Here is a 17,583-nt window from a genome sequence, read left to right as displayed (position 1 = left end):
CCTCGCATTATGACCACAGAGGAGATGGCTCGAGCTGTTATGTTTCTTGCATCTGACGAAGCAACGTTCATCAACGGTATGGATTTAGATGTAACCGGCGGGCAACTTGCTTAAACACACGCATCAACGCCATCCAAGACCCAATAAGCTAAATCCAGCTCATCATCAAACATACCTCTAGCGATGTCGATCGAGTCGCCGCTAGATATTGGGGGTGGATGCTCGGTTTACTCGAATTCTTCAAGTTGGTCGAGTCGCAGCCAGATATTGGGGGTGGGAACCAGGCCGAACTTGATGAAAGCGTAGTCCCCTTCGGTATCCAAGATTTCACCCTTGGTTTCAAAAATGTAGGGAGGGAAGCGGGTATCGCTGGCAGTGGCCTCGACGCTCCCATCTAACTTTTCGCGTACGACGCGCACGAAGGAACCTTTCTTTAGACCTTTGGCTTTGGGGGGCATGAGCGCTCTGGGATTATGGGTTGAGAGAATTAAATGTTGGCGGGTAAGATGCCAAGTTTGCCCTTTTCGATCGCTTTTTCGATCGAGCTGGAGCGATGTGACTATTTTATCGTTTTACCGTTCAACTCAATTCTGAATCCGGTTGGCAGCTCGGACAAAAATGAGTCGATCGCCCTCCGAGTTTAATCCGCTCGATCGGGGTTTGGCAAACGCGACAGGGTTGCCCTGTCCGACCGTATACCCAGGCAACTCCTGCGTAATTGCCATTGACACCCTGTACGTCAAGGAAGTCGCTAAAGGTCGTCCCGCCAACGGCGATCGAATCTCGCAAAACCCGAATCAACTGGGTGCGAATGCGATCGATTTGTTCCTCGCTGAGTCGATGGCATTGCGTCGTCGGAGGAACGCCGCTCAGAAAAAGGGTTTCATCGGCGTAGATATTCCCCACTCCCGCCACGATCGCTTGATCGAGAAGGGCGGTTTTGATGGGTCGTCGCCGCTTGTGGAGGGTTGCGGCGAGATAGTCTGGGGAAAACTCATCCCAAAACGGTTCGGGCCCGAGTTTTCCCAACCGGGTCATAATACTTGCAGGTTCGGCGGAGTCGGGTATCCACCACATTTTGCCAAAGGTTCGCACATCGACAAAGCGCAACTCTCGATCGTTGGCAAAGAACAAGCGAACTCGGGTATGTTTTTGCAGGCGATCGTTTCGGTTGCACCACAGCAATTGACCGGTCATCCGTAGGTGCACCCCCAACCAACCCCCCCGACTATCTTGGGTGGGCGATCGCGATAAGTCTTTTTTGACCGTCGTCTTGACTTCTTCGGCAGATTGTGTATCTACCAATCTCGCAAGCAGGTATTTGCCCCGACGATGCCATTTCTCGATCGATCGTCCGATGCAGCCGTTCAAAAAATTTTCAACAGAAACTGGGTGGGCGATCGTGCTGTCTCGCAACACTTTCCCACCCAGAATAACTTGCGCCAGGGTGATTCGGTTGAGTCCCTGGCAAACGGTTTCGACTTCAGGAAGTTCGGGCACAAGAAACTTAATTCGGCAACGATCGCGGACGAAAATGCAGTGAATGCTTGGTTTCGATCGATCGATTGCCAGGTTCACTTTCGTTAACCGACTTCTTGCAACTCGCTTTCCGCATAGTTATTGGTGTTGACACCTCCAGCCTGACCGCTGAAGCCGGTATAGTTGACTTTGTCAAACCGGACGATGACTGGATAGCGGATACCGCTCTTGTCAACGGAAGCAACGGTTCCAACATCCCGATACCAGTAGGATTCTTTGCGCAAAATGCGAACTTTAGAACCACGTTTAAGAGCCATTAATTATTCTCCCTTAAATTGTGTGATGAATGCTTGAATTTTTGGCACTTCACGGCTAAAAAGACCGCGAATATTATCTTTCAGCGTACTACTTTGGGTGAGTTCTCCACCGATTCAATACTTTAAGTTTTATTGCTAATTGACCCAACGCACTCGAACGAAATGTGCCGAACGCCCCCACATATCTCGGGTTGGACGGATTTCTTCGAGTTCGAGGTTGAAGGGAATGGCGGTGGTGGCGTACCGCTGAACCACTAGACCTAAATCCGGAGCAATCTGGTTAGCGGTCGTGGCGGCTAACCCCAATCCCATGAGTTGTTCCAGGGGGGATTTGGGTAAAAGTTGATTGAAACCGAACGTTAACCCTACACCCAGTAGCATGGCGACGGAAACATTCGTGCCGCAGCGCGGATGTATGGCTAAGTCCCATTCTCCATTTTGCAAGCGACTTAATGCCGTCAACACCGCACGTCGTAACTCTCCAGCTTTCACTTGACCGTAGAGATAAAATCCCGTATCGGTAGACATCCCACCGAGGGATTCGTTGTCGGGGGCAGCGGTCGAACGCACTCTAGGGCTATCCGGACCGCCTGACTCGCTCAGCACCCAAACGGTGGCGTGTTCGAGGGCGTGTACTTGGCGCACGGCAAGGAGTTCTCGCAGTCCGGGTATAAATCCAAGTCCCGCTAAAATATCGGAATCTTGGGTCGCCTGGGGAACAAAACCAAAGGGTTCCCAGTTGTGCGGTGAGGTTTGGGTAGTCATCGTCAAGATTGCTTTTTTAAGTATCTAAGACTTTAGGACGGGCGATCGGTTGTTGTATAGCCATCGCAGTAAAAGTTAAGACAATTTATGTTTCCCGGCTTCTTCCCCTCGTGATGAGAACTAGGAATTGGGACGTAAGCATCTAGCTGTTAGTCGCGATCGAGGATTTTCGATCGACTGACTCGATCTCGATTTTTGGGTTTCGTTCGCACTCCAGCTCGATCTCGTATTGCTAATTGAGAGTGCGATCTCCAAAACTGTGGAGTCAACGCAAAAATGCGTCGGTTGGAGAATAAAGCCGGGACACCAAGCCATATTGTGGGGGATGCCCCAGCAGCGTACAGTTGAGAACCTTATCTATCTTTGACGCTTCAGTCTGAGCTGAGTTCCGTCAGAAGAGTAGCCCTCACACCACCTGACGTTTCAAATTCTAAAGTATGACTTCAAAATCGTGTTGCTTTTTGTGCCACTTCTGGCAACGTCACCAAAAGTTTTCTGCGCGCGCACAAACAAGTCGAAAGAAAAGTCACTCATCGCACGGGCGCGGGTTCTCGATTTTCAACCGCATCGCGCGATATACTAGAAATATAAATTTCCTTCATTTATGAATGGAAATAATCATTGGTTTTACGAGCAGCTCGAGCGAGCTGCTTTTTTATTGCAATTGGGGCAATCGAGTTTGGAATCCTCTCTCGACATTCGATGAGCCCGTCGGGGTATGATATCGTCGTTGCTATTGGTTTGTTTGCAACCCAATGACTGAATATTCAACCCTCGTCGAGCTTTTACGCCACCGCGCGCAACATCAACCTCACCAACTCGCCTATACGTTCCTTGCCGATGGTGAGACGGAATCGGGGCAACTCACCTATGGGGAATTGGATAGGCAAGCTCGGGCGATCTGTGCAGGTCTTCAGTCGTTGGGTGCAACGGACTCTCGAGTTTTGGTGGTCTATCCCTACACGGCCGGTTTGGAATTCGTGGCAGCGTTCTTCGGCTGTTTGTACGCTCGGGCGATCGCCGTCACCGACAACCCCCCCCGTCACGATCGATCCCTGTCGAAGCTTCAAGCCCGAGCGATTTCTTCCGGGGCAACGGTGGTTCTTACCACTCAAACACTACAGGATAATATCCAAAAGCAATTGAACGAAAATCCGGAATTAGCGCCTCAGTTACAGAATTTGCCTTGGCTGGCTTCCGATACGATTTCCCTCGATCGCGCCGCCCACTGGCAAGAACTGGATCTGGCTCCGGACACCCTGGCTTTTTTGCAATACACTTCGGGTTCGACGGGAACGCCCAAAGGGGTGATGGTCACCCATGGCAACGCGATTCACAACAGTACCGTCATCGGTCGGTGTTTCGAGCATACCCCCGATAGTCGGGGACTGGTGTGGTTGCCTCTCTATCACGACATGGGATTGATTGGTGGGGTGATGCAGCCGCTCTACGCCGGGTTTCCCATCGCTCTGATGTCGCCGGTGGCCCTGATTCAGAAGCCATTCTGCTGGCTTGAGGGCATTTCTCACTATCGAGCAACCACCAGTGGGGGCCCGAATTTTGCCTACGATTTGCTCTGCCGCCAAGCCACTCCCGAGCGAATTGCCCGTTTGGATTTGAGCTGTTGGGAGGTGGCGTTTTCCGGGGCGGAACCCGTCCGCAAGGAGACCCTCGATCGATTTGCCGAAACTTTTGCCCCTTGCGGTTTCCGTCGGGAAGCGTTTTACCCCTGCTACGGAATGGCGGAAACGACGCTATTCATTACTGGGGCCACGAAAGCCGATCCGCCCGAGGTGCAGTACGTCGATGGCAGCGCCCTGGAGAAGAACCAAGTGGTTCCTGCGGCCCCCGATGGGGATGGGGTGCGGGCTGTGGTGAGCTGCGGGCGTTCTTGGCTGGGCGATCGGATCGAAATCGTCGATCCGGATTCTTTGAAGCGGTGCGATGGCGATCGAGTCGGGGAAATTTGGATATCGGGTTCCGGCGTGGGCGTGGGATACTGGAAACAGCCCGAGGAAACCGCCCGCACCTTCCAGGCGCATCTAGCGGATACGGGGGAAGGACCATTTTTGCGTACCGGCGATTTGGGATTTCTGCGTGACGGCGAGCTGTATATCACCGGTCGCATTAAGGATTTAATGATTCTCTGGGGCCGCAATCACTATCCCCAGCATCTGGAACTGACGGTGGAGCGCTCTCACCCAGCTCTGCGGGCAAATGCGGGGGCTGCATTTTCCATTGAAGTGGAGGGTGAAGAAAAACTGGTTATCGTTTACGAAGTCGATCGCCATTTTCTACGCAAACTGGATGCGGAGGAAGTCTTTGAGGCGATTCGCTCGGGAATAGCCAAACACCATCTTGCGGAAGTTTACGCGATCGTTCTACTCAAGACGGGCAGTATTCCAAAAACGACCAGTGGCAAAATTCAACGTCGCGGCTGTCGGGCGCAGTTTTTGGAGGGAACTCTGTCGGAAATCGCACGCTGGCACCATCCGGCTGAATCGAGCGATGTTGTCGCCATGCTCGATCGCACTCAAGTTTAAGGGGATCTAGCCAGTTTTGTGAGAGATTCTGGCACGGATTCGACTCTTTCTCACGATTGGAAACTGGGATAATGGCACGTTTCTCTAACATTGTCAAAACACTATTTACAAAAGATGGAACTTTTCTCAGATTTTTAGAGAAAATCGAAGTTTTGATTGCCAAGTTTTTGTCAATTTTGATGATTGCGGTGATTTTATTCGCAGTTTCCGATCTCTGTATTTTTCTGGTGACCATACTTATTCCTAAAGTCCTGACTCAACATTCTAGTTTTTCTAAAGGAACCCTATTTGAAGCTTTTGGTTTATTTCTCAACGTTCTTATCGCGCTAGAAATTCTCGAAAATATTACCGTTTATTTAAAACAACAGGTCGTTCAATACGAACTTGTTATTGTCACGTCTCTGATTGCTGTGGCTAGAAAAATTATTATTTTCGACCTCGAAAAGAAGCAAGCGATCGATTTAATTGCTCTTTCGATTGCTGTCTTTACGCTGTCGGTGAGTTATTTAATCGTACGGATGAATAACAGGCAAGTCGATCGGGATTAGTAACAAGTTGAGATTGAGGTCGCTCGACTGTCGCAAACCTTTAAGATTTGAGGAGAACGAAAGGTCTATTTTTACGATATGACATGGCGATCGTGGGGCGAATCTAAATCTAAAATTGGGCCTTTGGGAACGATCCCTGTTGGATTAATCTTGTTGTGGCTCTTGTAATAATGTTGCTTGATATGGTCGAAGCGACAAGTTTCTTCGACCCCAGGTTGCTGGTAAATATCTTTGAGATAGTTCCAGAGATTGGAGAAGTCCCAAATGTGGCGTAAATTGCATTTAAAATGACCGTAATAGACGGCATCGAAACGCAGCAGGGTTGTAAACATACAAATATCGGCTTCTGTAATACGATCGCCGCATAAATATCGCTGTTTTTTTAGAACTTTATCCCAATACTCTAAGGTTTGAAACAAATCCGTTAAACCTTCCTCGTATGCCGATTGAGTTGTGGCAAACCCCGCTCGATAAACGCCGTTATTAATCGGTTGGTAAATCGCGTCGATCGTTTCTTCGATCTTATCGCGCAAATCATCGGGAACGAGATTAATATCGTTTTTGGCGATCGCTTCAAATTCAGTATCGAGCATCCGAATAATCTCGCGAGATTCGTTATTGACGATCGTCTGCTTTTGCTTATCCCAAAGGATTGGAACGGTTACTCGTCCCGTATAGTTCGGTTCGGCTTTGGTATAAATTTGCCACAGATATTTCCCCCCGTTGACCCGATCGGGAATGCATCCCGGTGCATCAGAGAAAAACCAACCATCTTCCCCCATATAAGGGTCGACGACAGATAAGGAGATCGCATCTTCTAAGCCCTTGAGTACCCTCGCGATCAGGGTACGATGCGCCCACGGACAGGCATAACTGACGTAGAGATGGTAGCGCCCCGCGACCGCTGGAAACCCGCTGCTGCCATCAGCGGTAACTCGATTGCGAAAGGTGGTGGAAGGACGGACAAATCTGCCTTTTTCATCTTCTTGCTCGCGATCGCTCACCCATTGACCATCGACTAGATGTCCCAAAGCCATAACTTACTTTCCGTGATTTCAAGTAATGATATAATTCTATCAAGTTTGGCTGCCGAGATTGCCATCGAACATGATTGAATTTATCATTGACTGGATTGCCGGTTTGATTCGAGAACTCTTGAGTTTTTGTCCCACTTCAAAAGACTCAACTTTTCACGAACAATCTCACCAAAATTTAAAAAAAAATATTTCAGGAATACCTTTTTTAAATCATCGTAGCGTTCCTGTGAGTCCAAAAACAGTCAAGACAAAAATACGATCGCAAATTTATGCCGATTTGCGACAAGCCGAAGCCGGATTTAATGCCTATCGAATGGCCGTTCTCGATCGCGGCATCGAAAATTCTCCCTATTATTTTCATATTGAAGAATATCCCCAACGTTTAAAGCAAAAAACAACACTTTCGATCGCCGGTGCGCCCACATTTCCAGAGTTAGGTGAATTGCCCGATATTGACGAGGAGAGTTTGAATTTTATCCATCCGGATATTCAAGAAGTTTGTATTTGCATTGGCGGTACGGCAGGAGGTCCCTTTAAAACTCGTTGGTTGGGGAGAAATGCCCGCAATAAAGTGCAACTTTGGAGTACGACGAAAATCATCCCGATTTTGAACTTGCTTTGCACGTTGGAAGAAGATGCGAGAGAGGCTAAACTAGGCGACGGCTAACGTTGCTTTGGGTTAAGTGATGTCATGGATGGGGTGATGACTTACGACGAAAAAATTGCTAGTTCTAACGCCCTCGCTGCTACCTTTAAATGCTTTCAACACTACACCGATCTCGAACTTTGGATTCAAAATATTACCGGAAATCGCGATATCAATTTCCGTGGTTTGTACGGAGAAGATCCCGAGATCGCATCTCCAATTATTAGCAAAGGCGATCGCATCCTCGCCAAACCCTCTCGAGAAAAGAAAACCCGTGCCACCCAACCGGGAGAAAACCTTTTAACCACTTATGCCCTAACTCGACTCATCGCAATGGCGGGATGGCACAGTTGCCTGCCGAACGATCTCCGACTGCCGGGGATGCGATCGGATAACCTAGAACTGTTCGCGAGATCGTTCGGCAAAGATATTGCCCGATATGCAGATGTGGCGATCGAACAATTGGGCTTGCAGCGGCATATCACCACCCCCGTCATCCTCTCCAAAGTCGGTTACGGCTACAGTGATTCTCGCCGACGTACGGAAATTGCTTACACCTGTTTCGTTCGATTGGGCGATGGCAGCGAAGTCAAATCTTTAGCAATGACATTAAGGGCGGCAAAAGCCCTCGGCAATATCGATCGAGAAGCCGTCGAACTCGATGCCCGCATGGCAGCAGAAGTCAGCGAAATTTTACGGCGATTGCTAACGGATCGATTGAAATAGGGCGATTGCCAATCTATCGCAGTTCGCGCCCTTTTCGTTACAAATTTTGCGGGTTTGGGAATGGGGAATGGGCACTTCGACAGGCTCAGTAACCAGGAATGGGGAATGGGGAATGGGAAATGGAAAAAACCGGTTTCATCAATTGTGTAAATAAACTGATGACGAAGCGCTATACCTTAAATACATCAAAAAATAAGTCACAAGTAGCAATCGCGATCGCGTGCTAAAAAGTAAAACGATCGGGTTCAATAAAACCATGAAAGAATTTAGAAAATGGGTAATCTCTAATGCTTAATTACCAATGACTGTTGCAACTGTTAAATACCTGCAAACTCCCACATCTAACGCTTGGATCGAACAAGCGATCGCCCATCTCGATACGATTTTGCTCGATCACTCCCACTGCGAGCGCAAAGCGGCTGGGGTGGCGCTCAACTTGATGTGCCGCTATCCCTCAAATACCGAACTCGTTTACCAGCTTACCGCGATCGCCCGCGAAGAACTCGAACATTTCGATCGGGTCAACCAAATCCTCGAACGTCGCGGCATTCCCCTCGCACCCCTTCCCGCACCTCCCTACGGCGCGGGGTTGAAAGCAAAAGTGCGCCGCAACGAACCGGAACGTCTCCTCGATTCTCTACTGGTTTCGGGCTTAATCGAAGCGCGATCGCACGAACGATTGGGGTTACTTGCCGATCGTCTAGACGACCGGGAACTGGCTGCATTTTACCGTAGTTTGATGGCATCGGAAGCCCGCCATTACGGGGCGTATTGGGTACTGGCAACCACCTATTTCGATCGCGATGCGGTGACGGAACGGTTGGAGGAGTTGGCGGCAGTGGAAAGCGAATTGTTGGCAACATTGCATCCAGAGCCGAGAATTCATAGCTAAGTCACGAGTAATATAGCAATTCTCAGTCTTGTGAGGTACACCCAAATTCTATTTCCTATTCCCCATTCCCCATTCCTGGTTACTGAGCCTGTCGAAGTGCCCATTCCCCATTCCCGAAAACCAGAAACTCTGTACTTCAACAGATTGATAACCGCTATAGGATGTATTAGAGGATGTATTAGATGGCTACCATTTCGACTTAAAATTGATTTTAACAATCCGTCGTCGCGCATCATTTCTAGCTAGATCGAAATTAACGATCGCAATGGCTTTTAATCATTGGTTGTAACCCATCATTTTAAAGTGGAATGAATCTCAAATACCGCGACTTTTTAATTCGAGATTGGAAACCGGACGATCGCTATGCGGCGGCAAATGCGATCGCTTCTATCTTGGCAGAATACGGATTGGGTTGGGAGCCAAAAGAAGCCGATCGCGATGTGGTGGAAGTGGAGAAATTTTACCTAGAGGCGGGGGGAGAATTTTGGACGATCGAACGTCAGGGAAAACTGGTGGGAACCAGCGCTTACTATCCCGTCTTGCGAGGAGAAAAAGCCGTCGAAATTCGCAAGATGTATCTATTACCAGAAGCTCGAGGGCAAGGATTGGGTGGATGTTTACTGAAACGACTTGAAGGGGCGATCGCTGCGCGGGGCTTCAAAACTATTTGGATCGAAACGGCTACTGTCCTCAAAGAAGCAACTCAACTCTACGAGCGCCGGGGGTATCAACCAGAAACCGGAGTTGAAACGTTGCGATGCGATCGGGTTTACGTTAAATATTTGTAAACGGAGAAACCCTCTGTACGTCCCGAGATTGAGAGGGTCTCTTCAGGTTGGGTCGCCATCAACGGGCGATCGCTCTTCCTCTTGCCGCTTTTCCAACAGAGAAATCGCCAATGCGATCGCCCGTCGAATTCCCTCTTCGGTTTCGCGATCGCGTGCTTCTTTCAACGGTTCGATCGACGCGAGATCGCCGATTTTCATCAAGGCCAGCGCAGCGGCTTTGCGAGTTTCCCCGTCGTCGTGGTGTAACAACGCCGTCAACTGGGGAACGGCCGGTTTATGGGCAAACTTCCCCAAGGCGGCGGCGGCTTCGCTGCGGACGTTTTCCGCCTCATCCGCCAGGGCATTGGTGAGGACTTCAAATGCCCGTTCTTCGGGGGTTTCTTCGGCAAAATTGGCGATCGCCCCCACCACCGCCGCCCGCACTTCCGCCGAGTCCGATTCGATGGCTGCGTACAATTGCTCTTTCCCCGGCGCGCCGATAAATGCCAGGGCCCAAGCCACGTGACCTTTGATACTTTCAGAATTCTCCGGGGCGGCCAAAACATCTAGCAATACCGGAATTGCCCGTTCGCCGATACTTGCCAGCGCCCCCACCGCAGAACCCTTGACCACCGTATCGTCATCGTTGAGGAGGGCGTGCAGCAGGGTGGGAATTGCTTCGGGATCGGCAATTAGGGTCAACGTCTTGGCACTGGCGCGGCGAACGACAACGTTGGGATGGTGGGCGACGGCCTCAATTAATAGCGGCGTGGCGGGTTTACCGACCGCCCCAAGCGCTTCGGCAAAGCCCAATCTCACCATTCCTCGAGTATCGCCCATCCCCTCTACCATCTGTTGCAGAAGTTCGCGATCGCCTGTATCGAGGGTTCCGATGGCAATTTGTTCGTTGACCTTTTTGAGTAACCCATCCGCTTCTTCATGGGTGAGTTGGCTTAAAGAACTCTGCGTACTACTCATTGCAAATTCTCACCGCGAATTATTGTTACCAATAAACTGATTCTTTTGATTTTTTAGGCGATCGCGATCGGTCGGCAGCACTGCATCGATCGGGCTGACTGCTTCGTGTCATGCAATCTGCCATCTTGTAGGCTCGTGTCCTCACGCCACCCCCTTTAGATTCGGAGTCCAATTGACCCATTAATATAGATGACACGAATAACTCGTGGCTTGTCTTCCATATGAAGGGTAAAGGAGACCCCAGAAGGGGAAAGAAAAATCTTTAAGCGTTTGCTCTATTCGTCAAATCTAAATTGACAGCGTATCTAGTTCGCTTCCTCGATCGCAGCTTGCTGGGTGCGGAGATTTTCGAGAGCCGCATCAATTTTAGCCAGTTCCGGTTCTAACTGCTTCATCACCATCGCTTTGGGTAATTTAGCCTTCTTTGCTGCCGTTGTGGTTTCGTTAATCAGACGTTCCCGGTATTCCTCAAATTCTTGAATGACTTCGATTAATTCGCCAGCAGTTGCTGGTTTTGTTGCCGCCGGAGAGGTTTCAGCCATATCTACTACTTTTTATGGTGTTTGCGATCGACCTGCCAATTATAGAATGAATCGCGTTGACTCCGCGTCGATGCCCGACGGGCAAGCTCGATCGACTACCAGAATCTAAAAAACAGATACTAACAAACAGACACTCGTAAGCCATTGCTACCCCCAGCGACAACTCTATCTCGATGTCGCCAGAGCAATTGCGATCTCCGCCGATCGCAATTGCAGCTTTTGTACCCGATACTTGGGAAATTTTGATTCTTTCTGGCTGCCGCACGACCCCCGCATTTCCAGGGTTTTGCATTCGTCTTCGACAATCTCGGCTTCGTAAATCCATGGTGGCGTTCCCGGCTTGTGGCAGTGCAGCCGAACGATCGTCAACTCGCTATCTTCGCGCACCATTTCGCATTCTACCCGGTAGTTCAGCCAATCCCAGCCATGTTGCAATAACAGTTGCCGTTCCAAAACTTGGACTTTCCGTGGCAAAATGCCCCAACCTCGATATACTTTCTCGAAGTAGTGGATGTCCCCGGCTTTTTGGGAGATCGCCGTCATGGAGCCTCCATCCAATCCGCCGTAGTAGCGACCGTCGGGTAAACTAATCATCGTCGGCGCGAACCGATGTCCCCCAATATGACTCGCTTGCCAAAATCGTACCTTCTTCCACCCCAACTCCGATTTGAGCTTTAAAGCTTCTCGGTAAAATGGATTGCCGTATCTCGCGCAGCATTTGTCGTGGCTGCCGTGGGTACAAATGAGAAAGTCTCGCATTTCTTCATCGACGGGAGCACTGGCAACGGTGACGAAATTCGGGTTGGCGAGATACCGCTCGACGATCGGGGCGACTTCAGCAATATTCATCACCCGAAACTCCCGCCGAGTATAGCCTTGAGAGGGAGGAGGCATCTTTCTAAACGTCAGCACTCTCGTATAGCCTTGGGTTTCGGTTGTCGATGCCGAAACCAGTAGGAATCGAACCGATCGCTTCGTTCGGCGAACCTCTTCGACTAATGCTTTCAAATTCGGCGGGAGGAACTTGGAATCGAAAGCACTGGGTGCCCAGGGTTGGCGACACTCGATCGCGATATAAGTATCGTGAGAGGGAGCGCTACCGATGACATCTTCACCGGATTCGCGAGATAGATGGGCACAAAAAAATGGGTTCATATGTCAAGGTGGCCGAAATCGCTCGATTACAATGAAAACAGGCGATCGCGCGCAGTCATTTCAAAGGTTTTGCTATGCTTTAAGGTTAGCTTAATTTTTTATTTAATGCAATTAAGTTTCAATATCAATTAGAGCTTGGATAGAGGTTAGATTTCGAGCGATCGTGCCGCAAGCCGTAATTACACTGAAACAGCATACACGAAAATCGAGAAGTAATTACGTATATTTACTGGGTCGGCAGAGAAGACGTACACTGGTATATATCTATATATCCAGTTCGGTTTCACGTGCCCCATTGAATCTAGAACACCGTAGAAATACTGCTCTTGAGTTTACCCGCAACAGTTCGGCGATCGCTGTTCGCCCAGAACGATTTGCCATTTGCTGTCGATAAGCGATCGATAAGAAAATCAAATCCCTCGCACCCGCCTTCGAGAAAGAGCGATGTCAGGGTTTGGCTGGCTTTGTCAACGCTCTAAGTATTCGGCTGACAATCCGGACTTAGACCTGATTGAGTTTTGCGACTCGTTTGCAACTCATTGACATCGACAAAGATAATCCCTTCTTTCACCAAACGAGTCAGAACGGGGATGGCATCGAGTTCCCAATCAAAACCGGGCAACCAATCCATCACCTCAAATCCGGTAAAATGCGCTCGATTAAAAACATTTTGAACGAAGGTTTTGGGTACGCCTTTGAGATTGACTTCTTTCGATCCCACCGTAATTTTATATTCCCGATCGCCCAACACTTCGATCTGAACTTGTCGATCGAGCAATCGCTTAAATTCAGTTTTCATACCGCGATCGAAAATATTACATCCTGCTTGAAACGGCAAGCTATATTTAATTTTCGGTTCTTTGGCAACCGATAAATATTGTTGATACTCCGCACCGATATTTCGTTGACTTAACTGTTCGAGCAGTTGCTGGATTAACTCGTTCGATCGCTCTTCTACAGAAATGGGAAACTCAGCGGTTAGTAGCGGCAAACTTTGCCGCCAAGCCTCATCCTCTTTCAACTCATCTACCAACCATTCTAAAAGCGAAATACCCGTCTGACCGTGAACCCCTAACGTCAAGTGTAGCGAAGGTTTATCGAGCGCAAGGGCGTAATGCCAGTGACCTCGGGGAATATACAAAACATCCCCTGGCTCTAAAATAACGTTCAACTCCGGCGGTTCTTCTGGCGGGGAAAGTTTTGCCGATTTTTGATGTTTTAACGGATATTTTAAGGTGTCATTAAATACGTTCCACTCTTTCGCCCCATCAATTTGCAAAATGAAAACATCGTGGGTATCGTAATGACAGTTAAATCCCTGTTTCCCCGGCCACGAACAATAGGTATTCACTTGTAAAGGATGACCGATTTCTCGTTTCAGTTGCGAGATAAATTCGGCGAGTTCTGGAACTTTTCGATCGACGCGATCGATAATCAGGGTCGCTCCCTCTTGACATCGTTCTAAAAACCGATCGCATTCACTACGCTCTAAAACTTTTCCTTCCACTGCTAACCGCATGGATAAGTCGAGTTCGTGAAAATCAAGCAAATAATTAAGTTTAGACCAAGAAAATAAGCCATCGAAACGATGGCGATCGGAAGTCGAAATATAAATACTGTTTTGCGTCCAAATGTTTTTTAAAAATGCTTTTGGACTATAAGGTTTTAATAACTGAGTTAGCGCCGACATCACCCACTCCTTTCCCAATTCTCAGTCAATCTACAGCAAAACTAAGAGGGGCAATTTCCCGTATTTGGGGTTGCCCCTCATGGGCGATTGTTTATAAATACAGTAAGAGATCGGTATCTAGAGACAGGAAACTCGATCGAGGCAGTGAGAAAACAATTTCTCAAAAGCGTTCGGGAGATTTCCTCTAAAGCTAAATACCGAACGACTTCTAAAAGTCGCTCTTCACAGACACTCAGTCATGGATGTCTTGAGTTTTTACAAGTGTTTAGTCAGAGCCGTCATCGCCATCAAAAGCCCCGGATTCTTGGCTCTGTAGGGTAGCCGAGGTGGAAGTGGTGGCAGGTGCGAGGTCTTTGACTTCAATTTCGATTTGAGAAGAACGCTGTGTTTGAGTAGACATGATGCACTCCGAATAAGTTGAGTAAATTTACTGACTACTTACCTTAGCATATTGAAAACACCTGTCAATAAAATCTGTAATATTTTTTTCTAGTTTTCGGTTTTATCTGCTCGCCGATCCAACAATTTTTCTAAGGAATACGATCCGTTCAATTCGCCAAAATCCAATCTATCAGCGCTCGATTCACTTTTTCGGGACATTCATCGTAGGCACAATGTCCGGCATTTTCCACCGCTACGAACTTGCAGTTGTCCGGCAACCCCGTCAAATCCCGAATCCCGAGGAGTTTGCAGAAGCCCGCCAGGGGGACGATGCGATCTTCGGTTCCCCAAATTAGGAGGACGGGCAGCGTTAACGCCGGTAGCATTTCTTTCATACTTTTGGCGCTGTAATCTTCCGGTTCGCTGCGCGATCTCGCGAGGCGGCAGAACACATCCAGGGCACCGCGATCTCGTGGGGGAGTGGAAAAAAGGTTCACCAGTTCGTCGTCTACCAATTCCGGGCGCAGGTAGATTTTGCGCAGAACCGATCGCAGCAGTTGGGGACGACGCACGAAGCGGAAGAAAGGGGCGAGGAGAATCGGGGAGGCAAAAAGTCGTTCTAGGGAACGGGCAAAAGCTGGGGCTTGGTTGGGTTGGGCATCGGGAAGAGTTAGCAGTGCCAAGTGGGATGCCATTTGGGGGCGATCGCTCACGGCGGTGAGTGCTACTAATGCCCCCAGAGAATGACCGACGATCGCCGCTGGCTGCTGGATGAAGTTCGCCCAAAAATCTTTGACTAAATTCGACCAAAGGCAGACATTGTAACGTTCTGGAGCTTTTTGGGATGCGCCGAAACCGAGGAAATCTAGGGCGTAGACGGTGTGGTTTTCGCTCAAAGCTTGCAGGTTCGATCGCCATTGTCCCAGGGAAGCCCCGAATCCGTGTAGTAACAGGATCGGCGGTGCGTTATTTTTGGGGTTTCGCGATCGAATAAAAGTATATCGAATTTGCCAGCCCCGCCACGCCCAATCGCGCTGGGAACCGAGACGAGAGGGGAATTGATTCAATACCATGGTTTGCAGCGAATTGCGATCGTCAATCTATGCCAGCGTACCGAGCTTTTTAAGAATTTTCAAGACTTCGTACAGCTCGTTTCGAGATTGTCGGAAAAGTGAAAAATCATCGGAAAGAGCATAGAGAGGACGAGGTTTTTTCACCAGTTTAATAAACAGAAATCCATCGCCGTTGGTTACCAGACCGAAAATCGGATGTTCCCCATTAGGACTGCCCATCATGTAGGCAAGGGCTTGAGGAATCGCCATAGAGAAGGAAAACTTCGCCTGTTTCGACTCTACCAGAATCAGCCAGATGCGATCGTGTAGTACCAGCGCATCAATGCGACCTTTTAAATCGATTTTTCCATCTCTAGCAGAAATCTCAACTGACATCTCGCTGCGAACCTTAAAGGGCGGATCGCAAAAGCCGCTGAGGTAAAGTAAGGGAGAAACCAGGAGTAGGTTAATCGTACTTTCGCTAAGGGGTCCATCGGCACTGTTATAGAGATAACTTGCCTTGACTCGATCGAGCGTTGCTTCTTCTGTGGGTGTGAGGGAAGACAGAGTCTCGCGCCACTCCGAGAAAAACGATTCATCTGGTATTCGAGTCAAACCCAATAAGGACTCGGCTTGATGGATGGATTTAACCGTTTCAGTGACTGCAAATGTCATCATCGAGTATTTGGGAGAAGATGAAGCACGACGCTGTTTTTAGAATATCTTATTTTTTCGATCGGAAGAAAAATTATAGAAAAATATTATCCAGTCTTCAGTTGATGAATGTGAAGAAGAAAGAGTCAATTCACTGATGGTTGCAACTTGCTCGAGTTCGATCGAGATCGTTCAACTCTTACTCGAAAATGGAGCTAAAGTAGGTGTGACTCAGCTTGATGGCTAGACAACTGCTGCTTATTTAGCACGCTACTGCAGACATCAAGAAATAGAACGGCTTTTAGAATAAAGTTACAATTTTTGTTGAGCGTCCAGATGCCAGATTTGTAGGGGGCAACGGCCGTTAACCCCTACCCCGACATTCGCAATAAACACGATAATATTTAAAATGCAAATTCAGAAAAGCTATGATGTTTTTTCCGATTTTCGATTCATCAATGTTTCCAATCGCTTATCCCATTGCTGCTGGTTCTTTTTTGCATCCTGAACGAACGGCGACCAGGCAATTAACTTGAGAAATATCTGGTTTACGACTGAAAGAGGAAAGGATAAAGGACGCACGAAATCGAGAAAAAGAATTACGCGCACGCTATCGGTTTCGTTCCACGCTTCGTGATAAAAAGAATCGTCAAAGACGAGGCTTTTTCCTTCTTCCCAATGGCGAATATCTTTATCGACGCGAATGCGACATTTTTCTTTAGGTTCGGGAATTCTTAATCCTAAATGATAGCGAAGTACACCTTTGTATGGCCCTCGATGTTCGGGGATATGTTTGTGGGGTAAGAGGATGGAGAAAAATGCCGTTTTCATCCCCGGAATTTGTTCGATGAGGCGGGTGGTTTCCGGGCATCGATCGCAGTTTGGCCTAGCTTTTACCCCGTAGGCACAAAAGAAGTAGGTTTTCCATCGATCGTCTTTTGTCAGATTGTATTGATCGGTGGAAATATCCTGAAAATTGGGCAACTCATCGGTGTGTTGCAAAACGTTGTCGAGTTCGCCGCGAATGGTCTGCCAATTGGCTTCGATATCGGCAATCCAGCTAAACTGTTGCGGATCGAAAAATGTGGCATCTCCCATTAAAGAATGACGAGCAATTAACGTCTCGAACCATCGCAGAAGTTTTTCTCCCCGATCCATCACCCATTCCCGTTGTTGGGTTTTGAAGTTGGAATAAACTCGATCGATTTGCTTAGATAGCACCGCGAAATAACCTCCTTGGGTGGGGGAATTGGCAATCTGCCGAGTCCCTAAAACTTTTCAAGACTTAGAGTATACCAATTTAAAATGGGTCGCATCGCAACCATCCGATTGGGGAGGTACGAGAACGGGGTAGGTACGCGAACGGGGTAGATACGCGAACGGGGTAGCACGGGAACGGGGTAGGTACGGG

21 protein-coding genes are annotated in these 17,583 nt (G+C 48.6%); 8 read left to right on the top strand and 13 right to left on the bottom strand.

Features of this window, described 5'->3' with window-relative positions:
- Nucleotides 1-9: 9 nt before the first annotated feature.
- On the top strand, nucleotides 10-114 hold the full coding sequence (locus tag IQ235_RS18890; RefSeq protein ID WP_264320038.1) for an SDR family oxidoreductase: 105 nt from the start codon (nucleotides 10-12) through the stop codon (nucleotides 112-114).
- 113 nt (nucleotides 115-227) lie between these two features.
- Here the strand turns inward: IQ235_RS18890 and IQ235_RS03105 are convergent, their stop codons facing one another.
- From IQ235_RS03105 to IQ235_RS03090, 4 genes are all read right to left on the bottom strand, one after another.
- Entirely contained in the window at nucleotides 228-458 is a 231-nt protein-coding gene (locus tag IQ235_RS03105; protein WP_264320036.1) for an NAD(P)H-quinone oxidoreductase subunit O, read from the bottom strand.
- A gap of 121 nt (nucleotides 459-579) precedes the next feature.
- On the bottom strand, nucleotides 580-1,500 hold the full coding sequence (locus tag IQ235_RS03100) for a DNA-formamidopyrimidine glycosylase (protein WP_264320037.1): 921 nt from the start codon (nucleotides 1,498-1,500) through the stop codon (nucleotides 580-582).
- An 83-nt stretch (nucleotides 1,501-1,583) separates the two neighbouring features.
- The gene (locus IQ235_RS03095; RefSeq protein WP_264320035.1) at nucleotides 1,584-1,796 is read right to left on the bottom strand and encodes a photosystem I reaction center subunit IV; all 213 of its coding nucleotides are present in this window, start codon (nucleotides 1,794-1,796) and stop codon (nucleotides 1,584-1,586) included.
- 135 nt (nucleotides 1,797-1,931) lie between these two features.
- Nucleotides 1,932-2,561 (bottom strand): DUF6391 domain-containing protein, encoded by a 630-nt coding sequence (locus IQ235_RS03090; RefSeq protein ID WP_264320034.1) that lies wholly within the window; start codon nucleotides 2,559-2,561, stop codon nucleotides 1,932-1,934.
- A gap of 755 nt (nucleotides 2,562-3,316) precedes the next feature.
- Here IQ235_RS03090 and IQ235_RS03085 point away from each other — a divergent pair.
- Nucleotides 3,317-5,104 carry a fatty acyl-AMP ligase gene (locus tag IQ235_RS03085; protein WP_264320033.1) on the top strand — a complete coding sequence of 596 codons (1,788 nt, stop codon included), beginning with the start codon at nucleotides 3,317-3,319 and terminating at the stop codon, nucleotides 5,102-5,104.
- 71 nt (nucleotides 5,105-5,175) lie between these two features.
- Nucleotides 5,176-5,652, top strand: coding sequence for a phosphate-starvation-inducible PsiE family protein (locus IQ235_RS03080; RefSeq protein ID WP_264320032.1), 477 nt, complete (start codon nucleotides 5,176-5,178; stop codon nucleotides 5,650-5,652).
- A 71-nt stretch (nucleotides 5,653-5,723) separates the two neighbouring features.
- Here IQ235_RS03080 and IQ235_RS03075 read toward each other — a convergent pair whose 3' ends face one another.
- Nucleotides 5,724-6,689 (bottom strand): glutathione S-transferase family protein, encoded by a 966-nt coding sequence (locus IQ235_RS03075; RefSeq protein WP_264320031.1) that lies wholly within the window; start codon nucleotides 6,687-6,689, stop codon nucleotides 5,724-5,726.
- Between the two features lie 226 nt (nucleotides 6,690-6,915).
- Between IQ235_RS03075 and IQ235_RS03070 the strand changes: the two genes are divergently transcribed.
- The 4 genes from IQ235_RS03070 to IQ235_RS03055 all read left to right on the top strand — a co-directional run bounded on the left by IQ235_RS03070 (nucleotide 6,916) and on the right by IQ235_RS03055 (nucleotide 9,741).
- Nucleotides 6,916-7,356 carry a hypothetical protein gene (locus tag IQ235_RS03070; protein ID WP_264320030.1) on the top strand — a complete coding sequence of 147 codons (441 nt, stop codon included), beginning with the start codon at nucleotides 6,916-6,918 and terminating at the stop codon, nucleotides 7,354-7,356.
- A gap of 36 nt (nucleotides 7,357-7,392) precedes the next feature.
- Nucleotides 7,393-8,061, top strand: a complete 669-nt coding sequence (locus tag IQ235_RS03065; protein WP_264320029.1) for a hypothetical protein — start codon at nucleotides 7,393-7,395, stop codon at nucleotides 8,059-8,061.
- Nucleotides 8,062-8,362: 301 nt separating this feature from the next.
- Complete coding sequence (locus IQ235_RS03060) at nucleotides 8,363-8,953, top strand: MiaE family protein (protein WP_264320028.1); 591 nt, start codon at nucleotides 8,363-8,365, stop codon at nucleotides 8,951-8,953.
- A 308-nt stretch (nucleotides 8,954-9,261) separates the two neighbouring features.
- Nucleotides 9,262-9,741: a GNAT family N-acetyltransferase gene (locus tag IQ235_RS03055; protein ID WP_264320027.1), complete on the top strand. Its 480-nt coding sequence runs from the start codon at nucleotides 9,262-9,264 to the stop codon at nucleotides 9,739-9,741.
- A gap of 42 nt (nucleotides 9,742-9,783) precedes the next feature.
- On the opposite strand, the gene IQ235_RS03050 is transcribed toward IQ235_RS03055, so the two are convergent.
- From IQ235_RS03050 to IQ235_RS03020, 7 genes are all read right to left on the bottom strand, one after another.
- Nucleotides 9,784-10,698, bottom strand: coding sequence for a HEAT repeat domain-containing protein (locus tag IQ235_RS03050; RefSeq protein ID WP_264320026.1), 915 nt, complete (start codon nucleotides 10,696-10,698; stop codon nucleotides 9,784-9,786).
- A gap of 305 nt (nucleotides 10,699-11,003) precedes the next feature.
- Entirely contained in the window at nucleotides 11,004-11,240 is a 237-nt protein-coding gene (locus IQ235_RS03045) for a DUF8630 family protein (protein WP_264320025.1), read from the bottom strand.
- A 165-nt stretch (nucleotides 11,241-11,405) separates the two neighbouring features.
- Entirely contained in the window at nucleotides 11,406-12,395 is a 990-nt protein-coding gene (locus tag IQ235_RS03040) for a ferredoxin family protein (RefSeq protein WP_264320024.1), read from the bottom strand.
- A gap of 475 nt (nucleotides 12,396-12,870) precedes the next feature.
- Nucleotides 12,871-14,085, bottom strand: coding sequence for a cupin domain-containing protein (locus IQ235_RS03035; RefSeq protein WP_264320023.1), 1,215 nt, complete (start codon nucleotides 14,083-14,085; stop codon nucleotides 12,871-12,873).
- A 265-nt stretch (nucleotides 14,086-14,350) separates the two neighbouring features.
- Entirely contained in the window at nucleotides 14,351-14,485 is a 135-nt protein-coding gene (locus IQ235_RS03030) for a hypothetical protein (RefSeq protein ID WP_264320022.1), read from the bottom strand.
- A gap of 148 nt (nucleotides 14,486-14,633) precedes the next feature.
- Nucleotides 14,634-15,539: an alpha/beta fold hydrolase gene (locus tag IQ235_RS03025; RefSeq protein ID WP_264320021.1), complete on the bottom strand. Its 906-nt coding sequence runs from the start codon at nucleotides 15,537-15,539 to the stop codon at nucleotides 14,634-14,636.
- Between the two features lie 27 nt (nucleotides 15,540-15,566).
- The gene (locus IQ235_RS03020) at nucleotides 15,567-16,196 is read right to left on the bottom strand and encodes a type I restriction endonuclease (RefSeq protein WP_264320020.1); all 630 of its coding nucleotides are present in this window, start codon (nucleotides 16,194-16,196) and stop codon (nucleotides 15,567-15,569) included.
- Nucleotides 16,197-16,329: 133 nt separating this feature from the next.
- Between IQ235_RS03020 and IQ235_RS03015 the strand changes: the two genes are divergently transcribed.
- Nucleotides 16,330-16,419, top strand: a complete 90-nt coding sequence (locus tag IQ235_RS03015; RefSeq protein ID WP_264320019.1) for an ankyrin repeat domain-containing protein — start codon at nucleotides 16,330-16,332, stop codon at nucleotides 16,417-16,419.
- A 179-nt stretch (nucleotides 16,420-16,598) separates the two neighbouring features.
- Here the strand turns inward: IQ235_RS03015 and IQ235_RS03010 are convergent, their stop codons facing one another.
- On the bottom strand, nucleotides 16,599-17,393 hold the full coding sequence (locus IQ235_RS03010) for an aspartyl/asparaginyl beta-hydroxylase domain-containing protein (RefSeq protein WP_264320018.1): 795 nt from the start codon (nucleotides 17,391-17,393) through the stop codon (nucleotides 16,599-16,601).
- Nucleotides 17,394-17,583: the final 190 nt, after the last annotated feature.

Source organism: Zarconia navalis LEGE 11467 (assembly GCF_015207075.1).
In the GTDB taxonomy this organism is placed as follows: domain Bacteria; phylum Cyanobacteriota; class Cyanobacteriia; order Cyanobacteriales; family Geitlerinemataceae; genus Zarconia; species Zarconia navalis.
This window is presented reverse-complemented; position numbering and strand designations above follow the sequence as displayed.

What these genes read in the sequence shown, in the direction of transcription:
- IQ235_RS18890 (WP_264320038.1), top strand. Translation starts at nt 10, where the DNA reads ATGACCACAGAGGAGATGGCTCGAGCTGTTATGTTTCTTGCATCTGAC.
- IQ235_RS03105 (WP_264320036.1), bottom strand. Translation starts at nt 458, where the DNA reads ATGCCCCCCAAAGCCAAAGGTCTAAAGAAAGGTTCCTTCGTGCGCGTC.
- IQ235_RS03095 (WP_264320035.1), bottom strand. Translation starts at nt 1,796, where the DNA reads ATGGCTCTTAAACGTGGTTCTAAAGTTCGCATTTTGCGCAAAGAATCC.
- IQ235_RS03090 (WP_264320034.1), bottom strand. Translation starts at nt 2,561, where the DNA reads ATGACTACCCAAACCTCACCGCACAACTGGGAACCCTTTGGTTTTGTT.
- IQ235_RS03085 (WP_264320033.1), top strand. Translation starts at nt 3,317, where the DNA reads ATGACTGAATATTCAACCCTCGTCGAGCTTTTACGCCACCGCGCGCAA.
- IQ235_RS03080 (WP_264320032.1), top strand. Translation starts at nt 5,176, where the DNA reads ATGGCACGTTTCTCTAACATTGTCAAAACACTATTTACAAAAGATGGA.
- IQ235_RS03075 (WP_264320031.1), bottom strand. Translation starts at nt 6,689, where the DNA reads ATGGCTTTGGGACATCTAGTCGATGGTCAATGGGTGAGCGATCGCGAG.
- IQ235_RS03065 (WP_264320029.1), top strand. Translation starts at nt 7,393, where the DNA reads ATGACTTACGACGAAAAAATTGCTAGTTCTAACGCCCTCGCTGCTACC.
- IQ235_RS03060 (WP_264320028.1), top strand. Translation starts at nt 8,363, where the DNA reads ATGACTGTTGCAACTGTTAAATACCTGCAAACTCCCACATCTAACGCT.
- IQ235_RS03055 (WP_264320027.1), top strand. Translation starts at nt 9,262, where the DNA reads ATGAATCTCAAATACCGCGACTTTTTAATTCGAGATTGGAAACCGGAC.
- IQ235_RS03050 (WP_264320026.1), bottom strand. Translation starts at nt 10,698, where the DNA reads ATGAGTAGTACGCAGAGTTCTTTAAGCCAACTCACCCATGAAGAAGCG.
- IQ235_RS03045 (WP_264320025.1), bottom strand. Translation starts at nt 11,240, where the DNA reads ATGGCTGAAACCTCTCCGGCGGCAACAAAACCAGCAACTGCTGGCGAA.
- IQ235_RS03040 (WP_264320024.1), bottom strand. Translation starts at nt 12,395, where the DNA reads ATGAACCCATTTTTTTGTGCCCATCTATCTCGCGAATCCGGTGAAGAT.
- IQ235_RS03035 (WP_264320023.1), bottom strand. Translation starts at nt 14,085, where the DNA reads ATGTCGGCGCTAACTCAGTTATTAAAACCTTATAGTCCAAAAGCATTT.
- IQ235_RS03030 (WP_264320022.1), bottom strand. Translation starts at nt 14,485, where the DNA reads ATGTCTACTCAAACACAGCGTTCTTCTCAAATCGAAATTGAAGTCAAA.
- IQ235_RS03025 (WP_264320021.1), bottom strand. Translation starts at nt 15,539, where the DNA reads ATGGTATTGAATCAATTCCCCTCTCGTCTCGGTTCCCAGCGCGATTGG.
- IQ235_RS03020 (WP_264320020.1), bottom strand. Translation starts at nt 16,196, where the DNA reads ATGATGACATTTGCAGTCACTGAAACGGTTAAATCCATCCATCAAGCC.
- IQ235_RS03015 (WP_264320019.1), top strand. Translation starts at nt 16,330, where the DNA reads ATGGTTGCAACTTGCTCGAGTTCGATCGAGATCGTTCAACTCTTACTC.